Source organism: Trichodesmium erythraeum IMS101, assembly GCF_000014265.1.
GTDB lineage: Bacteria > Cyanobacteriota > Cyanobacteriia > Cyanobacteriales > Microcoleaceae > Trichodesmium > Trichodesmium erythraeum.
Map to the genome: position 1 here is coordinate 7,272,110 of NC_008312.1, position 18,159 is coordinate 7,290,268.

General features: G+C 31.5%; 12 protein-coding genes and 4 pseudogenes. 6 read left to right on the plus strand and 10 right to left on the minus strand.

Going from position 1 to position 18,159, the window contains the following annotated elements; translation table 11 throughout:
• Window positions 1-461: 461 nt before the first annotated feature.
• The 5 genes and pseudogenes from TERY_RS37745 to TERY_RS31490 all read left to right on the plus strand — a co-directional run.
• A pseudogene (locus TERY_RS37745) lies at window positions 462-607 on the plus strand (IS630 family transposase); the annotation flags it as partial.
• Window positions 608-1,257: 650 nt separating this feature from the next.
• The gene (locus TERY_RS22905) at window positions 1,258-2,301 is read left to right on the plus strand and encodes a CbiX/SirB N-terminal domain-containing protein (RefSeq protein WP_011614013.1); all 1,044 of its coding nucleotides are present in this window, start codon (window positions 1,258-1,260) and stop codon (window positions 2,299-2,301) included.
• Window positions 2,302-3,504: 1,203 nt separating this feature from the next.
• On the plus strand, window positions 3,505-4,485 hold the full coding sequence (locus TERY_RS22910) for a cysteine synthase A (protein WP_011614014.1): 981 nt from the start codon (window positions 3,505-3,507) through the stop codon (window positions 4,483-4,485).
• A gap of 12 nt (window positions 4,486-4,497) precedes the next feature.
• Window positions 4,498-4,749 (plus strand): NAD(P)H-dependent oxidoreductase subunit E, encoded by a 252-nt coding sequence (locus TERY_RS22915; RefSeq protein ID WP_011614015.1) that lies wholly within the window; start codon window positions 4,498-4,500, stop codon window positions 4,747-4,749.
• A gap of 793 nt (window positions 4,750-5,542) precedes the next feature.
• Window positions 5,543-5,914 (plus strand): hypothetical protein, encoded by a 372-nt coding sequence (locus TERY_RS31490; protein WP_011614016.1) that lies wholly within the window; start codon window positions 5,543-5,545, stop codon window positions 5,912-5,914.
• A gap of 896 nt (window positions 5,915-6,810) precedes the next feature.
• On the opposite strand, the gene TERY_RS33965 is transcribed toward TERY_RS31490, so the two are convergent.
• Window positions 6,811-6,981 carry a hypothetical protein gene (locus TERY_RS33965; protein ID WP_011614017.1) on the minus strand — a complete coding sequence of 57 codons (171 nt, stop codon included), beginning with the start codon at window positions 6,979-6,981 and terminating at the stop codon, window positions 6,811-6,813.
• Window positions 6,982-7,115: 134 nt separating this feature from the next.
• Here TERY_RS33965 and gor point away from each other — a divergent pair, with 134 nt between their 5' ends.
• Window positions 7,116-8,459, plus strand: coding sequence for a glutathione-disulfide reductase (gene gor, locus TERY_RS22925; RefSeq protein WP_011614018.1), 1,344 nt, complete (start codon window positions 7,116-7,118; stop codon window positions 8,457-8,459).
• A gap of 290 nt (window positions 8,460-8,749) precedes the next feature.
• On the opposite strand, the gene TERY_RS22930 is transcribed toward gor, so the two are convergent.
• The 9 genes and pseudogenes from TERY_RS22930 to TERY_RS37765 form a co-directional block, all read right to left on the minus strand.
• Window positions 8,750-9,931: a DUF4336 domain-containing protein gene (locus TERY_RS22930; protein ID WP_011614019.1), complete on the minus strand. Its 1,182-nt coding sequence runs from the start codon at window positions 9,929-9,931 to the stop codon at window positions 8,750-8,752.
• Window positions 9,932-11,161: 1,230 nt separating this feature from the next.
• Entirely contained in the window at window positions 11,162-11,356 is a 195-nt protein-coding gene (locus tag TERY_RS22935; RefSeq protein ID WP_044137032.1) for a hypothetical protein, read from the minus strand.
• 744 nt (window positions 11,357-12,100) lie between these two features.
• On the minus strand, window positions 12,101-14,479 hold the full coding sequence (locus TERY_RS22940) for a CBS domain-containing protein (protein WP_011614020.1): 2,379 nt from the start codon (window positions 14,477-14,479) through the stop codon (window positions 12,101-12,103).
• Window positions 14,480-15,048: 569 nt separating this feature from the next.
• Window positions 15,049-15,159: pseudogene (locus tag TERY_RS29070) on the minus strand (transposase); the annotation flags it as partial.
• 758 nt (window positions 15,160-15,917) lie between these two features.
• Window positions 15,918-16,583, minus strand: a pseudogene (locus TERY_RS37750) (transposase); the annotation flags it as partial.
• 225 nt (window positions 16,584-16,808) lie between these two features.
• Entirely contained in the window at window positions 16,809-17,069 is a 261-nt protein-coding gene (locus tag TERY_RS31495; RefSeq protein WP_081432505.1) for a transposase family protein, read from the minus strand.
• Window positions 17,062-17,370, minus strand: coding sequence for a transposase family protein (locus TERY_RS37755; RefSeq protein ID WP_052845862.1), 309 nt, complete (start codon window positions 17,368-17,370; stop codon window positions 17,062-17,064). The genes TERY_RS31495 and TERY_RS37755 overlap by 8 nt, the downstream gene beginning before the upstream one ends.
• Entirely contained in the window at window positions 17,348-17,593 is a 246-nt protein-coding gene (locus tag TERY_RS37760; protein WP_011614023.1) for a transposase family protein, read from the minus strand. Before TERY_RS37760 ends, TERY_RS37755 begins: the two co-directional genes overlap by 23 nt.
• 181 nt (window positions 17,594-17,774) lie before the next feature.
• Window positions 17,775-18,055: pseudogene (locus tag TERY_RS37765) on the minus strand (IS1 family transposase); the annotation flags it as partial.
• Between the last annotated feature and the right edge of the window lie 104 nt (window positions 18,056-18,159).

Here is an 18,159-nt window from a genome sequence, read left to right on the forward strand (position 1 = left end):
AGCAAATAATTTTATTATTTCAACTTCCTTATTGTTCTCAATTTAATCAAGCATAAAAGTTGTGAAAAGAAGTGAAAAATGGGAGGGAAAATCACATTTTTGATTCATTTTATTTCTTAAGAATAATCGTAACAAATATATTAGGTAGATTTAGTTAAAAAGATATCGCTTCTGTAACCAGGTATAATTTTCGACACATAGCATTATGTGTAGTTAGATTTTAGGAAATTGGTATAAAATATCTGCTAAGGTAGCAGCACAAATGTGAAAATTTATTCCACCAAGGAACTAAGGTTCGGTAGGAATTTTTGTACCTAAAAGCCAGAGAGGATTTCAAATAGATATACTTACTCAAGATAAGCAAGAAACAAAACAAATATAGCCAATCAGTAAATATATAAATTATTTTGTCCATACAGATATAATAATAAGAATAATATATCCAATCAAAATACCAAAAAATGAATATTCTAGACGGACTAGACGATTTTATAAATCAAACATGCATAGTCAAAATAAATAAAAAGATCCAAGACATGTCAAAATGATTTTGTCGGGAAAATCCTACTATCGAGTTAAAGAATTATTAAATGTTTCTCACATATATAGCGAATATAGCGAATCAGTAAATATACAAGTTATTTTGTCTATCTCAGTAGATGAGTCGAGTTATTCGTAAAATAGTAAGGTCGATTTGCGCACTGTGAGAACCAGTTGATAGCTTGCTTCTGGGTTTTTTTTAAGATTTTTTATCAAAAATTTATTTATACTTACTTAATACTTATTTAAACAGTTAACTAGCTATCAGTTTTTAGTATTCAATTATTATCTTAGTGGCTCTGGGTTAAAATCTCCAGTTTTTATTTATAAACTGGATGCTTTAGGAGGAGTTTAAATCCTCTTAGTTTATTTTAAATCATAAAACATCCTTTACCTGATTGCTTATAGTTTCTTTTAAAACTTTAATATTTTATAATGATTTAGGATTGCTATATAAGCTAAAATAACAAAAATATAGCTTACTAAGCAGGAATTTAATAGCAATTATTAGCAATAATAATTGCTGATACATATTTTACTAATAAATTATGGAAACAATGGTTAAATTCTAAGGCTGTGTGGCAACTGTAAACCAATCAAAATAGCAAAATAAAAAATGAATAACTACTTATTAATTAAAATAAATTGATGAGCCAGAATACCTAATTATTAGTTGTAAACCCTAATTTCCTGCCTGACAAGGGAAAAGTATAATTAATGCAATATTCAAATCAAAACCCCAAAATAAAAACACAAAAAATACTAACTTCAACAATAGAAAAAAGTCATTTATATACAGAAGAAAAATTAGAATCATTACCTTTACAAAGACCTTTGTTATTGATAGGTCATGGCACAAGAGATTCTCAAGGAAAAGAAACTTTCTTAGACTTTGTTGCAGCTTATCAAAATTTAGATAAATCTCGACCTGTAATACCTTGTTTTTTGGAATTAACAAAACCTACTATTCAAGAGGGAGTAGATAAATGTGTAGAACAAGGTTACACAGAATTATCTGCTCTACCAATTTTGTTATTTGCAGCTCGCCACAATAAATTTGATATTACTAATGAACTAGACCGAGCAAGGCAAAGACATCCTCAAGTAAAATTCTATTATGGGCGACATTTTGGCATTACTCCAAAGATTATAGAATTGTGGCGATCGCGTCTCAAAGAATTAGATAAAACTAACTTTAACTCTTCTGAAACTGTTTTATTATTTGTTGGGCGAGGTTCCAGTGACCCTGATGCTAATGGAGATGTTTATAAATTAGCTCGAATGTTATGGGAAGGCAGTGGTTATCTAACAGTTGAAACCTGTTTTATTGGCATTACTCATCCCCGTTTAGAAGAAGGTTTTCGGCGAGCAAGATTATATCAACCGAAGCGAATTATGGTTTTACCATACTTTTTATTTACTGGAGTTTTGGTTAAGAAAATATTTGATATTACCGCTCAACAGCAAGAACAATATCCAGATATTTCTATGACTTGTTTACCAGAAATAGGAGCCCATCCAACATTATTAGAATTATTGCGAGAACGGGAAATAGAGACACAATTAGGAGAAGTAAAAATGAATTGTGAAATGTGTAAGTTTAGGTTAGTTACTGTTACTAATAGGGAACATTCTCACGGTCATTCTCACCATTATCATGACCATTCTCACTCACTCAATATTCCCGAACATAGTCATTCTGTGGTTGACCCATACGCTGAACCAGAAAAATATCACCAACGTATTTGGCAAGTTCCTTAAAAAACATAGGGCATTTAATATTAGTAAGCTACATTTATAGCAGACAATATGTTTGTAATATAAAGACTTTGTTACTAATATTTGGACTCTAAATACCTTGCAAACTCTTATATTTAGGGTTTGCTTTCTAAGTATTTTTCAGGAGTAGAAAAGAAGGGCAATGGGGGAATAGTGCTCTTTCAATCTTTAATTGAGGATAAAATAAATTCTCAAAGCACTAATTAACTAGGTTTTCAAATTTTATTAACCTGTCATTTTTTTTTATTTACAGACCAGTAAGTAGAAAGGTTATATGCAATTTCCCTAAAGACTAAAGTCGAATTATAGAGGAGATAGTCGAATGTATTTGTTCCTTAGTATCTTCCGAAATTATTCTGCTCAAAATGCTAACCTATGTGAGGGTTTTGGAGTTAATACCAGGGACTTTTTAAACGCTTAAAAAGCCTAAGCATTAATATTAGTCAATGCTTTGATATTTAATCAGCAAGCCCCCCAGTAGTATTTGCAAAAAAAATTGGAGAGGGTTAGGGTTAAGAGTAATTTTTCTATAGGTAATAATTACAAATATCAGGATAAAGTAGAGGGTAAGCTCATCTAAAATTTTATTGACAAATCAATATTTTTATGACCTGCTTGCAATACAAGCTTTTAAATGCAATACAAGCTTTTAAAGGAATTATAAATATAACATAATTTTCATATCATTGGTTTTCGTGGCTTAACAATTAGAATATATTTTTGTTACTAAGTTCATCTAAAAATCTTTCAGGAAAAAATTATCAGAAAAGATACTATTTTTCAATGGTTGTTAAGATGATCTGACTCTATGTAAAATAGATCGTTATCAACTAAAAACAAAAGTTAAAGTACTACTTCCAGTTAACATTACAAAACTTCTGCTTTTTACCTCCAATATAAGTGCTTAAGAGCTAAAAATATTTGTATTTTTGATCATGAAAACTGCTATATCATTTCATTTGAGCTCTACTTAAGTAGTATCACTGAGGTTAATAAAGTTGCTGTAATAAAGAAAGTACATTTAGGTCAGTTTTTAGTGTTGGACTATCCGCATGCTACAATTTAATTATAATATATATTTTAGAAAAAATAACTAAAAATTTACTCGCTTATGGGCGATGTTTTAGACTAACTTTTTTGGTAAAATGTATTGTTGTTAATACTAAATAGTAGATTAGTAAAAAAATGGATATTAAACCAGGCTTTATTGGTACAGTTGGTAATACACCATTAATTAGATTAAATAGTTTCAGTGAAGAAACTGGATGTGAAATTTTAGGCAAAGCAGAATTTCTTAATCCAGGGGGTTCGGTAAAAGATAGAGCAGCACTTTATATTATTAAAGATGCAGAAGAAAAAGGTTTATTAAAACCTGGTGGAACAGTTGTCGAAGGAACTGCTGGTAATACAGGAATAGGTTTGGCGCATATTTGTAATGCGAAAGGTTATAAGTGTTTAATTGTTATTCCCGAAACTCAATCTGTTGAAAAAATGGATGCTTTGAGAACTTTAGGTGCAGAAGTTAAACCTGTTCCAGCAGTTCCCTATAAAAACCCAAATAACTATGTAAAAATGTCAGGTAAATTAGCATCAACAATAGAAAATGCTATTTGGGCAAATCAGTTTGATAATTTGGCAAATAGAATCGCTCATTATGAAACAACCGGACCGGAAATTTGGGAACAAACTGATGGAAAAGTAGATGCTTGGGTGGCTGCTACTGGTACGGGTGGAACTTTTGCTGGTGTGTCATTATTTTTAAAAGAAAAAAATCCGCAAATTAAAACTGTTTTAGCAGACCCCATGGGAAGTGGTCTTTATAGTTATGTGAAAACTGGAGAAATTTCTAGTGAGGGTAATTCTATTACTGAGGGTATTGGTAATAGTCGAATAACTAAAAATATGGAAAATGTTATGATTGATGATGCGATTCGAGTTGATGATAAAGAGGCGGTAAGAGTAGTTTATCAACTATTAAGAAAAGACGGTTTATTTATGGGTGGTTCTGTAGGAATTAATGTTGGTGCAGCAGTAGCTTTAGCAAAACAAATGGGTCCTGGTCATACTATTGTTACTGTGTTATGTGATAGTGGAACTCGTTATCAATCAAAATTATTTAATCGTGAGTGGTTAGCTACTAAAAATTTATTGCCAGATGAAAGATAATTTTGAGAATTTATGATGGAAAATAGTCAGGTCAAGAGACTTTTATTAGTCTGTCAAAGTCGTACTTGTCGTAAGCAAGGTTCAGCAAAAGTATTAGCTAATTTTCAGAAATTTGATATGCCTAATATTACTATTAAGAAAAGTGGATGTTTGGGAAAATGTGGCAATGGTCCAATGATTTTAGTTTTGCCAGAAGAAGTTTGGTATAGTCATGTTGAACTTCAAAATATTTCAGTAATTATGGAAAAACATTTGCTTGATTGATTCCAGGTTAAAGAAATACTTGATTATGAGTTAAACTGGGTTAAGTAGTAATTAAATTATAGATAAATAGTACTTTAAAAAGGAGGGTTAGACAAGTACTTTAAATTCTGTATTAACACCTGGATGAAATTCTTTTCTCTATTTTTAATAGTATTAGTTTGGGGATGGCGATCGCTTCTACAAAAAAATTATAGTTAAATAAATTAGGGTAATAAATTAACAATCTCAATAATTTAATAAACAGTGTATTCTCTCTCATTAAAATCTGAATGAAACTTTTGAAAAAACCATAGAAATGGTTAAACAAAGAATAATTGAAACTTGAGATAAACCCTATGTTACTGTTGCCAGATAATTAGAAGTTATTAATGAATTAGCAGATTTTCTTTTCGGGAAATTTTTATTACAAAATCGTGGTTTAAATGGCTATTGGACAGATTATGTAATGGAACATTAGTATCAAGGAATAGTTACTGGTATAGATACAGAGGGTATTAGTTTAACGAAACTTGAAAAGTTTGTTTTGGATAAAAATTCTATGGCTCTTGTGACACAAAAAAAATATTTCAATTTCGGTAAAGTTATTCATAATTATTTGTAAGAAGATATAATTTTTGCTTCCTTACCTTGTGATGTAATGAGAGATTTGTTGAAGTTGAATTTTACGGGAATAGAAAATTTTCGCTTAGTAGGAATTGATATTGACTCTGAAAGTTTAGAATTGGTAAAAAAATTAGCTGAGGAATATGGGTTATCTGAAAAAATATAATTTCATCAGAAAGATGCTTTTAAGTTGACTTTTAAAGATGAATTTACACTATTAACTAGCAATGGTTTAAATGTTTATGAACCAGATGATGAAAAAATAAGGGAGTTATATCAGCAGTTTTTTAAAGTATTAATTCCAGGAGGTATATTGGTTACTAGCTTTTTCACCCCATACCCAAATATTGACCCCAATTCCGAATGGGATATGAGTCAGATTAATTCAAAAGGTTTATTACTTTCAAAGATTATAATGTTTGATATATTAGATATTAAATTTGTGGCATTTAGAAGTTCATTAATTACAAAATTACAACTAAAAACTGCTGGTTTTAATGAGATAATTTTTTTTTATAATGCCAAAGTTTACCCAACAGTAGTGGCGGGTAAACCTAAATAGGCTATGGTGAAGCTATTAATTAATTTGATATATATTCATTAGTTAATAAATAACATTCAGCCTTCAGCTATCAGCTATTGCTTTATTTGATTTTCAGAACTTAGCCCTCAGCTATTAACTAACCTCTGGCTGAGAAAGTACCCAATTCAGCATTCTAAATTATCAGTTATCAATTCTAAATTATTATTTATCAATTCTAAATTCTCATTATTGTTATCTGCAACTATGGATAAAAAAACTTCTAAATTATTATTTATCAATTCTAAATTCTCATTATTATTGTCTGCAACTATGGATTAAAAAAACTTCTAAATTATTAATTCTAAATTATTAATTCTAACTTTGCTACCTCATTCCTAGATATTCACCCCAATTATGAATGAGATATGAGTCAGATTAATTCAGAATATTTATTACTTTCAAAAATTATATTTCTTGATATATTAAGAGTTAAATTTACAGAGTTTAGGAGTTCATTAATAACAAAATTACAACTACAAACTGTTGGTTTTAATGAAATATAATTTATTTGGGACAATGCTAGAATATACCCAAAAATAGTAGGGGTAAACCTAGATAAGCCGTGGATAAGTTTCTTATTTGAAAAAAAAATTTAGCTGGTATTTCAATTGGAGAAATCAATTTGGTTTAACAAAACTTCCTACCTAAAAAAAATTTTTGCCCAAGTAGAACCTCAATAGTTAAAACTGTTTACAAAATGTGATAATTTAAGCAAAATAAGTAAATAAACACAAAGATTTATTGTCATTATTATTGATATTGGAGGAAGGAGGAAACAAAGTGTTTGGGCAACATGACCTAGAAAAGCAATCACAAACTCTCGCTCTTAACTGAAAAAGTGGGTTTCACGCCTTGCCCTTATAGGGCGACTTTAATTATTTGATAAACATTTTTTCTTGTTCAGTTGCTTCAACAACAACTTCTGGCAAACTATCAATAACTTCTTCAATTACTTGAGTCATTGTTTTACCTTGTAGTCGTAGATATAATCTTAACTTATTCATACTTTTATCATTCATCCGCAATCTTAATTGATTATTTTTCACATTTATCCCCAATGTGTAACTAATTATACTACCTACATTCGGCTATTTTGCTCCACAACATTTGCTATTGCAATGATATGATTTAATTAATTCTGTCCAACGAGTTATATATAGCAATCAAAGGGTATTAAATTATGGCATACGATTATGATTTATTTGTAATAGGCGCAGGGTCAGGAGGGTTAGCGTCTTCAAAAAGAGCAGCATCTTATGGAGCAAAAGTAGCGATCGCTGAAAATGATCTAGTCGGAGGCACCTGCGTCATTAGAGGATGTGTACCAAAAAAACTTATGGTTTATGGTTCGAGATTTTCTCATTTCTATAAAGATGCGGTAGGCTACGGTTGGAGTGAAGTAGAACCCAGTTTTGATTGGCATAAATTAATAGATGCTGTGAATACAGAAGTCTTACGTCTGAATAAACTACATATCAGTTTCCTTGAAAAAGCAGGAGTAGAAATAATAGAAGAATATGCTAAATTTATTGATCCCCATACAATAGAAGTAGGCGATCGCAAAGTTACAGCAGACAAAATTTTAATAGCTGTTGGAGGTAAACCAGAGAAAATAGACATTCCCGGAATAGAATATAGTATTACTTCCCGTGAAATTTTCCACCTCAAGGAACAACCAAAAAGAATGGCAGTCTGGGGAGGAGGTTATATTGGTGTTGAATTTGCCGGAATTTTAAATGGAGTAGGCACCGAAGTGACTCAAATTATTCGTAGAGATTCAATTTTGCGAGGTTTTGATACGGATATCTCCAGCAATATTCAAGAAGGAATGGTAAAGCATGGGATTAATTTCCGGGAAAATACAAATGTGGAAAAAATTGAGAAAGTACCAGAAGGGTTAAAAGTTCACTTGAGTGGAGAAAACGCTGAACCTTTAATAGTTGATACATTCCTCTGTGCAACTGGTCGTAAACCAAACTTAGCAGGCTTAAATTTAGAAAACGCTGGAGTCGAAACACTTAGAGGTGCAGTTGCTGTGAGTAACAACTGTCGCACAACTCAAGCAAATATTTATGCTATTGGAGATTGTATAGATAAAGTAAATTTAACCCCTATTGCTATTGCTCAAGGTCGCGCTTTTGCTGATACGGAATTTGGCAATATTCCTAGATCAATTTCTCTAGAAAATATTCCTACTGCAGTATTCTCAGAACCTGAAGGAGGAACAGTAGGTCTGACAGAAGCAGCAGCAAGAGAAAAATTTGGTGACTCTATCAAATGTTATCGCTCTAAGTTTCGTCCCATGTTCCACAGTTTCACAGGTGCAGACGAGAAAGTCATGGTAAAATTGGTAGTTGAGACTAATACTGACAGAATTTTAGGAGTACACATGGTGGGTAAGGATGCTGGTGAAATTATTCAGGGTATGGCGATCGCTGTTAATATGGGCGCAACCAAAGCAGACTTTGACCGTACTATTGGTATTCATCCTTCTACTGCAGAAGAGTTGGTGACTTTAAATTAATTAGCTTAGAAGGCCTGAAATCAAATTATGACTTTATGATCGTGATTAGACCAAAAAAGAGATTTAACTAATAACTGATTTCAGTACAACTATTTTTGTTGGTAAATTTATAGAATACTTTTGCTAAAGCGTTCTAATTTAAAAGAGGCGCTTTAGCATTGTTTATGAGTGACTAGTTGATTAATTATCCATTCCTTCAGTTGCTCACGCACCCGCAGAATCATTCTCTACCCCCAATTATTGAGGGGATACACAAATATCCACCCTTGAATTCTACAGAGAAAAGGCAGTTAACGTAAAATACCTCTTTTCTTCAATCCTTCATCTAGATTTCTCAAAAACTTTAAATCTGTCTCTGGTAAATACCCTCCACTATCCTTTTCTAAAAAACTAAACCCTTGCCTAAACTCAGACCCACTTGCCTGAATAGGTGCATCAAAGTGACAGGGAATAACTTGCCGAAAATTCCAAGTTGCCACCTTTTCAACCCACTCCATCACCTGCTGTGGATCGCGATTTAAAATCAGAGTTTGTAATATAGGCGCTACTAACAACCGCCCATCTTGTCGTAATTGTGTAAAAGAATTCTGCCAGTCAGACTTCCAGCGCCACGGTAAAAGACCAAAATATGCACGCTTCGAGCGATCGCTTGCTTTCCAAACATTCTTTAACATTTCCTCAGCTGGAACTACATCTAAAGCATCCACCTGAAAATATAATCCAAATAAACATATTTTTTGCCACCCTATACATCTATTTGTGGGAGTATCTTCTACCACATCAAATACATCATCCTTAGCATGAAACAATAAAGGATATGGGTCTAAATTCAAAATTTCTGGCGGTTCAGCCGGTACAGATAAAATGGTGTCAACCGCCAGTAAAGTTTGGGATGGACTATGGCAGAATACTACTTCTGCAAAAGGTTTGATACCAATATCAAGGGGTCCGAGAGTCGCATATTCAAACTCTGCTGCAAAAGGTGTATCTTTACTATTAACAGGGAGCAGATATGTACGGTTTCTTGGCAAACCCAACCAACTTAGAGGTAAATTTAAAGGAAAGCTCCATTGGTTGGGCGTGACAAAAACTTCCGCCGTGGGAAATTTTCTGGCAAATGGCCCCACATATACCTTATGTTCTAAGCCAGAAATAGTTGGTAAAATAATGTAGCGAACTTCTCCATATTTTTCTACTAATTCATTGACAAAGCGCATACATTCCCGCGTTGGCGCTATTGGGGCATAGATAAATAAACCGCCTCCGTTCATTCTGACCACTGTCATCCTAATTGGCACAGTAACATAGAAGATACCCTGAAGTTGGTCAAAAGTCCATATTGTATCTTTAACTATTTCTTTTCTTAATGTCCGCCGTTGTCCATAGGGATATAGGGGTAAAATTGGCCATAGTGGCCATGACCAATCCCTAAAATTAGAATTTTGCTGTTGTATTTGTTTGCCTAAACGCACCTTTAATGCAGCTATTTACTACAATAGAGTTGTTGGGATGGGGATAATTTTCATCCTCCCCGGCTGTTAGGAACGAGAATTCCTATCGAGCCATATTTCAATGACGGTTTGACTTTTCCCAGACTGTTGCTACCTTTGGGGTAGTCTTAGACTGGCCGACCCGTCCATTTAAAGTCTCGGAATGCCTGAGGGCGACTTACCAAAAAATATTGTTGGTCTTTATTAGTGCTTTCAAGTGTGAAGTTCTCATTGACCTGAAAGCTTACCTTGCTTTACTCTCAACTGAAGGAGTTTCGACCTAATCTTATTTTCTACAGTATTTGTGACACAAGGCGGATATTCAAATCATTATTAATTATAGCATGGAAAGTTGTCCGATGGGCGGGCAAGGCTTTAAACCCAATTTTTCGGTAAAAATATTCAAAATCTTACTATATAAAATTTTCAGCATGGGAAGTGAAAAACACTATAAACTAATTGCGTGAATTAGAGTTTTAGCGTTTTTTTTGTTTAATTCTTAACAACCTTAATTACTAATTTATAGTATTGAGAAAAAATAAGAGAATGGCTGACTCAAATAAAATGATGCAAAAATGTAATTGTAGATTTAGAGACTCTTACAGGTGCCTGTTTTGTGACATTAGGTAATGGGTAATAATATTGCTGGTTTCTGGAGTCCTAATAAAAACTAAAAGATAGTTACCCCAACTACAGGGTCTCAAGTTACTTTGATCAATGGCCTACCCATATTCCTGACGAAGACCTTAGCCCATTCACTAGGGGTTACAGTAGTAGGGTGGACTTTTGGCCACTGACTTAATCACAAAAGGAAAAACAACACCCTAATCGTTTCTTCAGTTACTGGCTATTCTTTAGAGGCCTATATCGAAAATTGCAGATCGTGATTACTATTTTTAACCAAGTATTAGTCGACTCAGCTCAACATTTTTGTAACAGAAAAAATAACCACATCCTTCTTTCTAAATTTTCTATATTATTAACGCAAAGCATTATTAATAGCCTTGAGAATCTCATTATCTGAATCAAGGTTAAAGATGTCACCTTTTTGAATATATGTTACAAAAATATTAGCATCAAAGTATTCTGTAACATAACCTAAATTGCCTTGAAAAAGTATGTTATTGTTATAATCATCAAATCCTATTAATTTAAAAATAATACTACTCCATTCTTTCTTTTGTTTAATTCTAACTTTGATATTATGACCACTTAGACCCTAATTTTTTTACCTATATTCTTTGGTTCTGTCTCTCCACAACTGGATAACCGGGGATGTTCTCCTAAACTTTCAAAATATAAAGGTTCTCCATTAATTTTTTGAGCAGCAGTTATTAAATCTTTTAATAAGGGATGATTTTTATATTGCTTTAATTTTCCTATCTGTTTGCCATTAAAGTTTATCAAACTTTTACCAGATATTTTATAATATTTTTAGAGCAATAATTTTCTAAACATCTAATAATACTGAGGCAGCAAAACGAGGAACAATAAAATCTAAGTGCTTAACTAAACTAAGAATTACTCATAACTAAAATAAGGTTTTTTTCCTGATTTTTTTGAGATTAATAGATATATTTTTAATTATTTTTTTGATTGTATATAAAATATTTACTTTCTTATAATTAGCTTATATTCTGAATAAAAAATATAACAGAAAAACAAATCAAAATAATATTGTTAATCCTATAACAAAAATGCATATTACTACCATTATTAGGGCAAGATCATCTAAAATTTTATTGACAAATCAATATTTTTATTACCTGCTTGCAATAGAAAATTTTGCAGGAATTATAAATATCAAATAATTTTTATATTATCAGTTTTCTTCCTTAATAATTGGAATGTACTTTTATAACTAAATTAATCTCAAAACCTTTCATAAGAATTGAAAATTAGGATAATACAAAATACTATTTGTCAATAATTTTTAAGATAAACTGACCCTGCTACGATGATTAATTGATAATATAATATGTATAAAAAATCAAAAAATTACTAACTAAAAGAAAATTATGGCTAAGCATAAACTAGGTTAATTCACGAAATTTTATGATTTTAAAAGACAATAATTAGATCATCAAAAGCCTGTTTATTATTGTGGTGTATAAATCCTGTAAATATGAGAAATCATAATTTGATGAATTCCTAACTCGGTAATTCCACTGTAAAAGTTGTCCAACCATTACTACTTTTAACAATTATATTACCATTTAACTGTTCTACTAATTTTTTTACTAGAGCTAAACCTAAACCTGTTCCGCCTTGTTTCCAAGGATCTGCATTAGGTACTCGATAAAATTTATTGAATATTTTAGGTAATTCTGATTCAGGAATTTCTGATGGATTACTAACTATAAATTTGATGCTATAAAGTGTTTCTGAGAGACTCTTGTTGCTACTTTTTTGCTGGTTGATTTCTATTGAAAATTTAATTACACCACCATTTTGGGTATACTTACAAGCATTATTTAGAATTTCTGCTAAAATCCTCCCTAAACTATTATTATTAGAACGGATATTAGGTAATTGTTGAGGATATTTACTATTGATAATTTGTTGCCGTTCTTTTGCTCGGGATTTAAAAGGATCTACAATAGTAGGAAGCCAAGTTGTTAAATCTATTATATCTAAAGCAATAGATTTTTTACTCACTTCTAAATGTTGTAAATCTAATAAATCAGTAATTAATTCAATTTCTCTTTTGCACTCTGTATCTAAAATATTCAAATATTTTTGACCCTTTTCTGAAATAGGAAATACTTTCAGCATATGAATAGCCATTTTCATATTTGATAGAGGTGTTCTTAATTCATGGGAAACAGTACTTAAAAAATCATCTTTGAGAATATTAAGTTGTTCTAATTCTTTGACTTTTTCTTCCAATTCTATAGTGCGCTCTTGTACTTGTCTTTCTAGGTCTGTGTTGAGAATTCGTACTTGTTGATAAAGTTGAGCTTGTTGAATAGCGATCGCTAACTGAGTTCCTAATTGCTTTAATAGATCAATTTCAGATGCTTGCCACTGTCGCGTGCCTGAGCATTCTTGGGTACACATAATTCCCCATAGTGGCCCATCTAGACAAATGGGTACTATCAAGAAAGCTTTTACCTGTTTTTCCTTCAAACTCCTAATTTCTTCTATAGGTAAATCTGTTTGATCGATATCAGCAACTGCATAAGTCTTATTTTTCTTTACTTTTAAATTTGATATTAAGTAATCATCTATAGCTTGATTATCCATCCAAGAACTGCAATTATGAACTACTGATTCAGCAACTATCTTTGTTACTTTTGAAGATTTTACTTGAAATAAAACTACTCGATCGGCTGTCAATAATTGTTGCACTTCTGACACTGCTGCATTTATTATTTCGTTGAGATTAAGAGATTGATGAATCCTGAGAGCAATTTTTGCCAGAAGTCGATCACGCTCTAACTGCTCCTGTATTTCTGCCGTTCGTGCCTGCACTTCTTTTTCTAATTCTGCATTCCGACTGCGTAACAACTCCAATTTTTCTGCTTGTAGTTGATTCACATCAGCTCGTAATTTTTTGACCAACCCAAACATTACCGTAGGGTCTACAACTTGTAGTAAGTTTGCCTGATTCACTGTTCCTAGTAATTCTCCTTGTTGACTACATACTAACAATACTTGTACTTGTTCCTGCAACATTTTTTTCTGAGCATCCCATAGAGAATTTGTTGATTTCACAAAATTCAGTTCAGTATCCATAATTGTTTTGACAGGTATTTTTGCTAAATCCATATTCAGAAAATAAGCTTGTAGAATGTCATCTTGAGTAACTATACCAATAGGTTCTTCAATTTTTTTATTTTGTGTTTTCAGTTTTTTCTTCTGTGTAATAATCACATTATTCACTTTGTATTCTGACATCAGTTTACTAACTTGCAATAGTGATTCTGTTGCAGAAATTGTAACTGTTACACAATCATTTTTGATTTCATTTACCCGTCTTAATCTAAGAATATTAGAAGGTTGGAGCACTTGACGAATTTTTTCTGGTGTCACAACACCAACGATTTGGTTTTTCCTATCTAGTACTGGTATATGACTAATTTTATATTTTCGGAACAAAGACAAGGCTGTAAATAAATCTTGGTCTTCTGATTCTTTGAGAGTAATAATATTGGATTTCATGACCTCTCCAAGATATATTTTTTTTGATAAACTTTCTAAGTTATTAACTTTACCAGCGGAAATTAATTTGACAATATCAGTAGTAGTCAATATTCCTAATAAAGATACTTGTATATTCTGCTTTGGAGTCTCTTGAACAGGTTTATTCTCAACTACTAAAACACATTTTGTATTTATTGGGTTTAATAATATTGATGGATAGACTTGATTTTTAGATATACTCAAATTAGGCAAAAGACAACTATTCTGTAACTGACTTATTACTTGTAAGACATCAAACAGAAGAGTATCTGGAGTCATAGTTAATGGATGACGGTCAATTGCTTTTTGTAGAGGTGATGAATAGATAGTAGCTTCAGCAAACATAATTATATTTCCTGATTTTATAAAATAAGAACAATTATACATATCATATCAAACAAGAGTAAAAAACATGGCAGTCTGATGATCCTGAGAAAGTTACCAATTGAAAACAAATTCGTAAAAAAATTCCCAAAGAAGCCCTAAGTCTTTATCCAGCACTACGTCTTTTTTATTAGGACCGGGGAATTTGGGTTATAAGGGAATAGGTTTGGAGTAGTTGCAACAATAAGGAAATGTCAACGTAAAGGTATGCCTAAGACACTGACTCTGGTACTTATAATTACTTCAGTGATGTTATTGCAACAGAAGGCAAAAGCTGATGTAGGACTTGAAAAAGTGCAAAGGTGATAATGAATTAATGAAGTACAGGACCAAAAGCTTGACTTTCAGAATAGGAAAAGGTTTCATAGAACTTATAGCAGTTTTCACAAAGATAGACTACAGTAACTACAGTGAGTAAACCAATTGCGTAACATTTTAGGAGTAACTAAATCGATCAAAGTAGCGATAGCCTATTCTAATTGTTCACGAGCTGTGGCCATTTTTTAATGGGCTTTAAGACTTTAGCACCATTGTTCAATGGGGTTAAATTGAGGAGAGTAAGGAGATAGATAAATTAATCTCGTACCCACAGCCTCAATAGCTTCAGAGATGCCCTTAACCTTATGAGCTGGCAAATTATTTCAACCACAACTGCTCAAGGCCATAGTTCAGAGACCAGTAGTTCTTCCAAAAAAGTTTGAAATACCTTGCCACTGGTTCGGTGTATTGATGGTCATAGTGTTGAGGAGTTGTTTGAAACTGATTGCTTCGATGAGGGTAATCATTTGATCATGAGGATAGAATGCTACACTATACTACCATTATTGATAACTTGCTTACCCAGCCGGAGTAGACCAATTAAATTTGTTAATTATACCTACTTTTTCTAAAGCCTTAATGACAAACTGCTACCCTGTTAATGAAGCTACAAAATCTGGTTAATATTTAGGATAATTTCCTTAAATATTTTCTCAAAAAGTCTGATAAATCTCCAAATATTATCTACTTATTTTTTTGTTTTATTGCTAATTATAACCTCTATGTTTGGTTACATTTTCGACAATATATTTGTCAATATATGAGAATAATATTATCAGTAATTGTTAATTTTAATGGTTGATAAAATCTAGCATTATTTACTTAAATTATATGTAAATTATTAGGATAATTGTGGGGAAATACTTGCGAAAATATTCCCCAAAAAAAATTATCTAAATTACTAAAATTATATAAAAAACTTTCTCCTACATTTGGTTCTATCTAACCCATATAAACACAAATATTTATACTCCCATTGTTTAGTTCCCTTACCCTTGATTCCTTTAATATTTATTACTTTTCCCGTAATAGTTTTTAATCCCATTCTAGTTTTATAGTCATTTAACTTAAGAATAAAACATTAAGCGATACAATAATCATGGATGACTTTAAGGCTGTATTTGAAGGAATATAAATTCTGGCTCTCTTTAAGGCACTAAAATTATGTTCAATATCCTTCAAATCAGGAGAAGAATTAGGGAGGAATATGACCTGATGACATTCACTTAAACTATTTGTTTAATCAATGTTTTTTGATGAATTAGTGCATTATTTATAATCCAAACTAATGTGATGGTTAATGATAGTAATAAATATCTTTATATAACCAGCCTTCAAAACCTTCTGCATTCAAACTTCCCGTGAATATCATTGGTGGGATTAAATCTTTATTTTATTTTTCTTCTACCAGGGACTAAATTTTCTCTTTTTCCCCTCTTTCCTTGCCTATCTCCAGAAATTTTTTTCCCTCTTTTTGACCACACATCAACTTTTGATCACACATAAATACAATTTAGAAATCATTCAAATCCTGACTCCAAAACAAATACTAAACTTTTACTTCCATATATTTTGATTAATTTCAGTAAATTCTGATAATATTTTATCCATTATTATCTACTACTTTGCGCGATAACGTACTTCTTTTTTTCTGGTTATTTTCATTTTTTTTGATAGCCTTAAAAATTGAAGTTGTACTGACGCCGAATTTTTCAGCTGCGTGTTTTCATCTAGCTTCTGGATTTTCTTATTAATCTGTTAGAATTGTTGGGAAATAATAGACATCTCCAAAAATTATCACTTCCCTTACTGTAACTATCTTCTCCAGAGCGATCGCCAGCTCCTCCAGATAGTCATTTTTTATGATATTTATAGTATTACAGATAGTTATTGTTAATTATTTAGCATTTTTATGTAATTATTTCTTGCTTTTTACTAGACCTAAAGTTAGAATTTATGTTAACATTAGTGCTTAATCTCTTAATCTCACTAAACCACATATTGTTAAAATTACTTTTTCATAATTACTCTCTTTTAATCTGAATCTTTCTCGTGCCACTTTCAATATTTTTATCAGTCTTATTACATGTTCTACAAATATTCTTTTTTGAGCTTTTTTTTGATTCTCTTTCTTTACTTTGTATGACATTTTATGGTTTCTTTTTTTTCTTTGGCGTGTCAATTTTTTTCCCACCTTGATCACCTGTATCTCCTTGAAATCTTTGTTATTCATCAAACTTTTTTTGTGGTTTTTTGAATAAAATTATATCACTCTTTGGACCTCTTTCTCCTACTATTACATCAACTATTTCTTTTCCATTATCTGTGATTATTATTTGATTTTTTAACCTATGACTTTTTTGCTTTCCTGAGTAATATTTTTTCTGCTTTTCATCATTTTTTGGCCTGAATATATCCTGTTCTGTACTATCAACTATCAATTCTATTTCTGTTAAAGCTTCTTTTATCCATAAATATTCGTTTTCTTTTCCCGAGAATTCCTCTAGTAAACTAGATGGTAATAATTCCCTCAAAATATTGATCCAAAGCCTGAAAAATATTATTTGCTGTTGATTCACTAACTCCAAATATTGCTCCTAACAGTTGAAATGTTGGTACATGATGCAAATAATATAATGTCAAAATTATCTCTTCCGCCTTGCCTAAATACTTTTTTCTGACTCCTCCTGCCTTAATTAATCTTTTTTCTTCTTTCTTCGATCGCCTGTCTTTTTTTGTCTTCAACTTTTTGAGCATTTTCTATTAATTTTATTAGTTGTTTATCTGTAATACCAATAATCCTTTTTGTATATGGATGGATGATTATAAATATATTCTAATACATTATTCATTTGGGGACAGCATATATATAATTGGGCACTACAATTTTACCTTAATTTCTATTTTGGAGAGGTCTAATATAAAGAAAACAAGCTCAACCTTCAATCATCTGCCATAATATTGTCAAGGTCACAGCCCAGCGATCGCCTATAACAAACTTAATAATTCCTGACATTTGACTATTTACGACTGTCCAGACCCAAATTTTTTTTGAGGCTTTGAGCTATTTCAGGAGTTTCTAAGTTCTCTTCAGGCATTTGTGCTGCAGTAATTCCTACCCAGTTAAGCACTGTCCAACAGAGAAATACGAGTCACTCTCTCAATAGCTCGGAATCCCATGCTGTCAAGGGATATTTTGAAGCACAACTCTTTAATGTCATAATTATTAATAATACTTCATGATTTTAGTAACATTTTACTTTTTCTACTATTTCATACTGTTTGTACTAATAAAAACAATTTTGATGAAACTCTTGACTATT

Bases quoted from the DNA above. Each gene is read 5' to 3' on its own strand.
- TERY_RS22905 (WP_011614013.1), top strand. From the start codon at position 1,258: ATGCAATATTCAAATCAAAACCCCAAAATAAAAACACAAAAAATACTA.
- TERY_RS22910 (WP_011614014.1), top strand. From the start codon at position 3,505: ATGGATATTAAACCAGGCTTTATTGGTACAGTTGGTAATACACCATTA.
- TERY_RS22915 (WP_011614015.1), top strand. From the start codon at position 4,498: ATGATGGAAAATAGTCAGGTCAAGAGACTTTTATTAGTCTGTCAAAGT.
- gor (WP_011614018.1), top strand. From the start codon at position 7,116: ATGGCATACGATTATGATTTATTTGTAATAGGCGCAGGGTCAGGAGGG.
- TERY_RS22940 (WP_011614020.1), bottom strand. From the start codon at position 14,479: ATGTTTGCTGAAGCTACTATCTATTCATCACCTCTACAAAAAGCAATT.
- TERY_RS31495 (WP_081432505.1), bottom strand. From the start codon at position 17,069: ATGAATAACAAAGATTTCAAGGAGATACAGGTGATCAAGGTGGGAAAA.
- TERY_RS37760 (WP_011614023.1), bottom strand. From the start codon at position 17,593: ATGCTCAAAAAGTTGAAGACAAAAAAAGACAGGCGATCGAAGAAAGAA.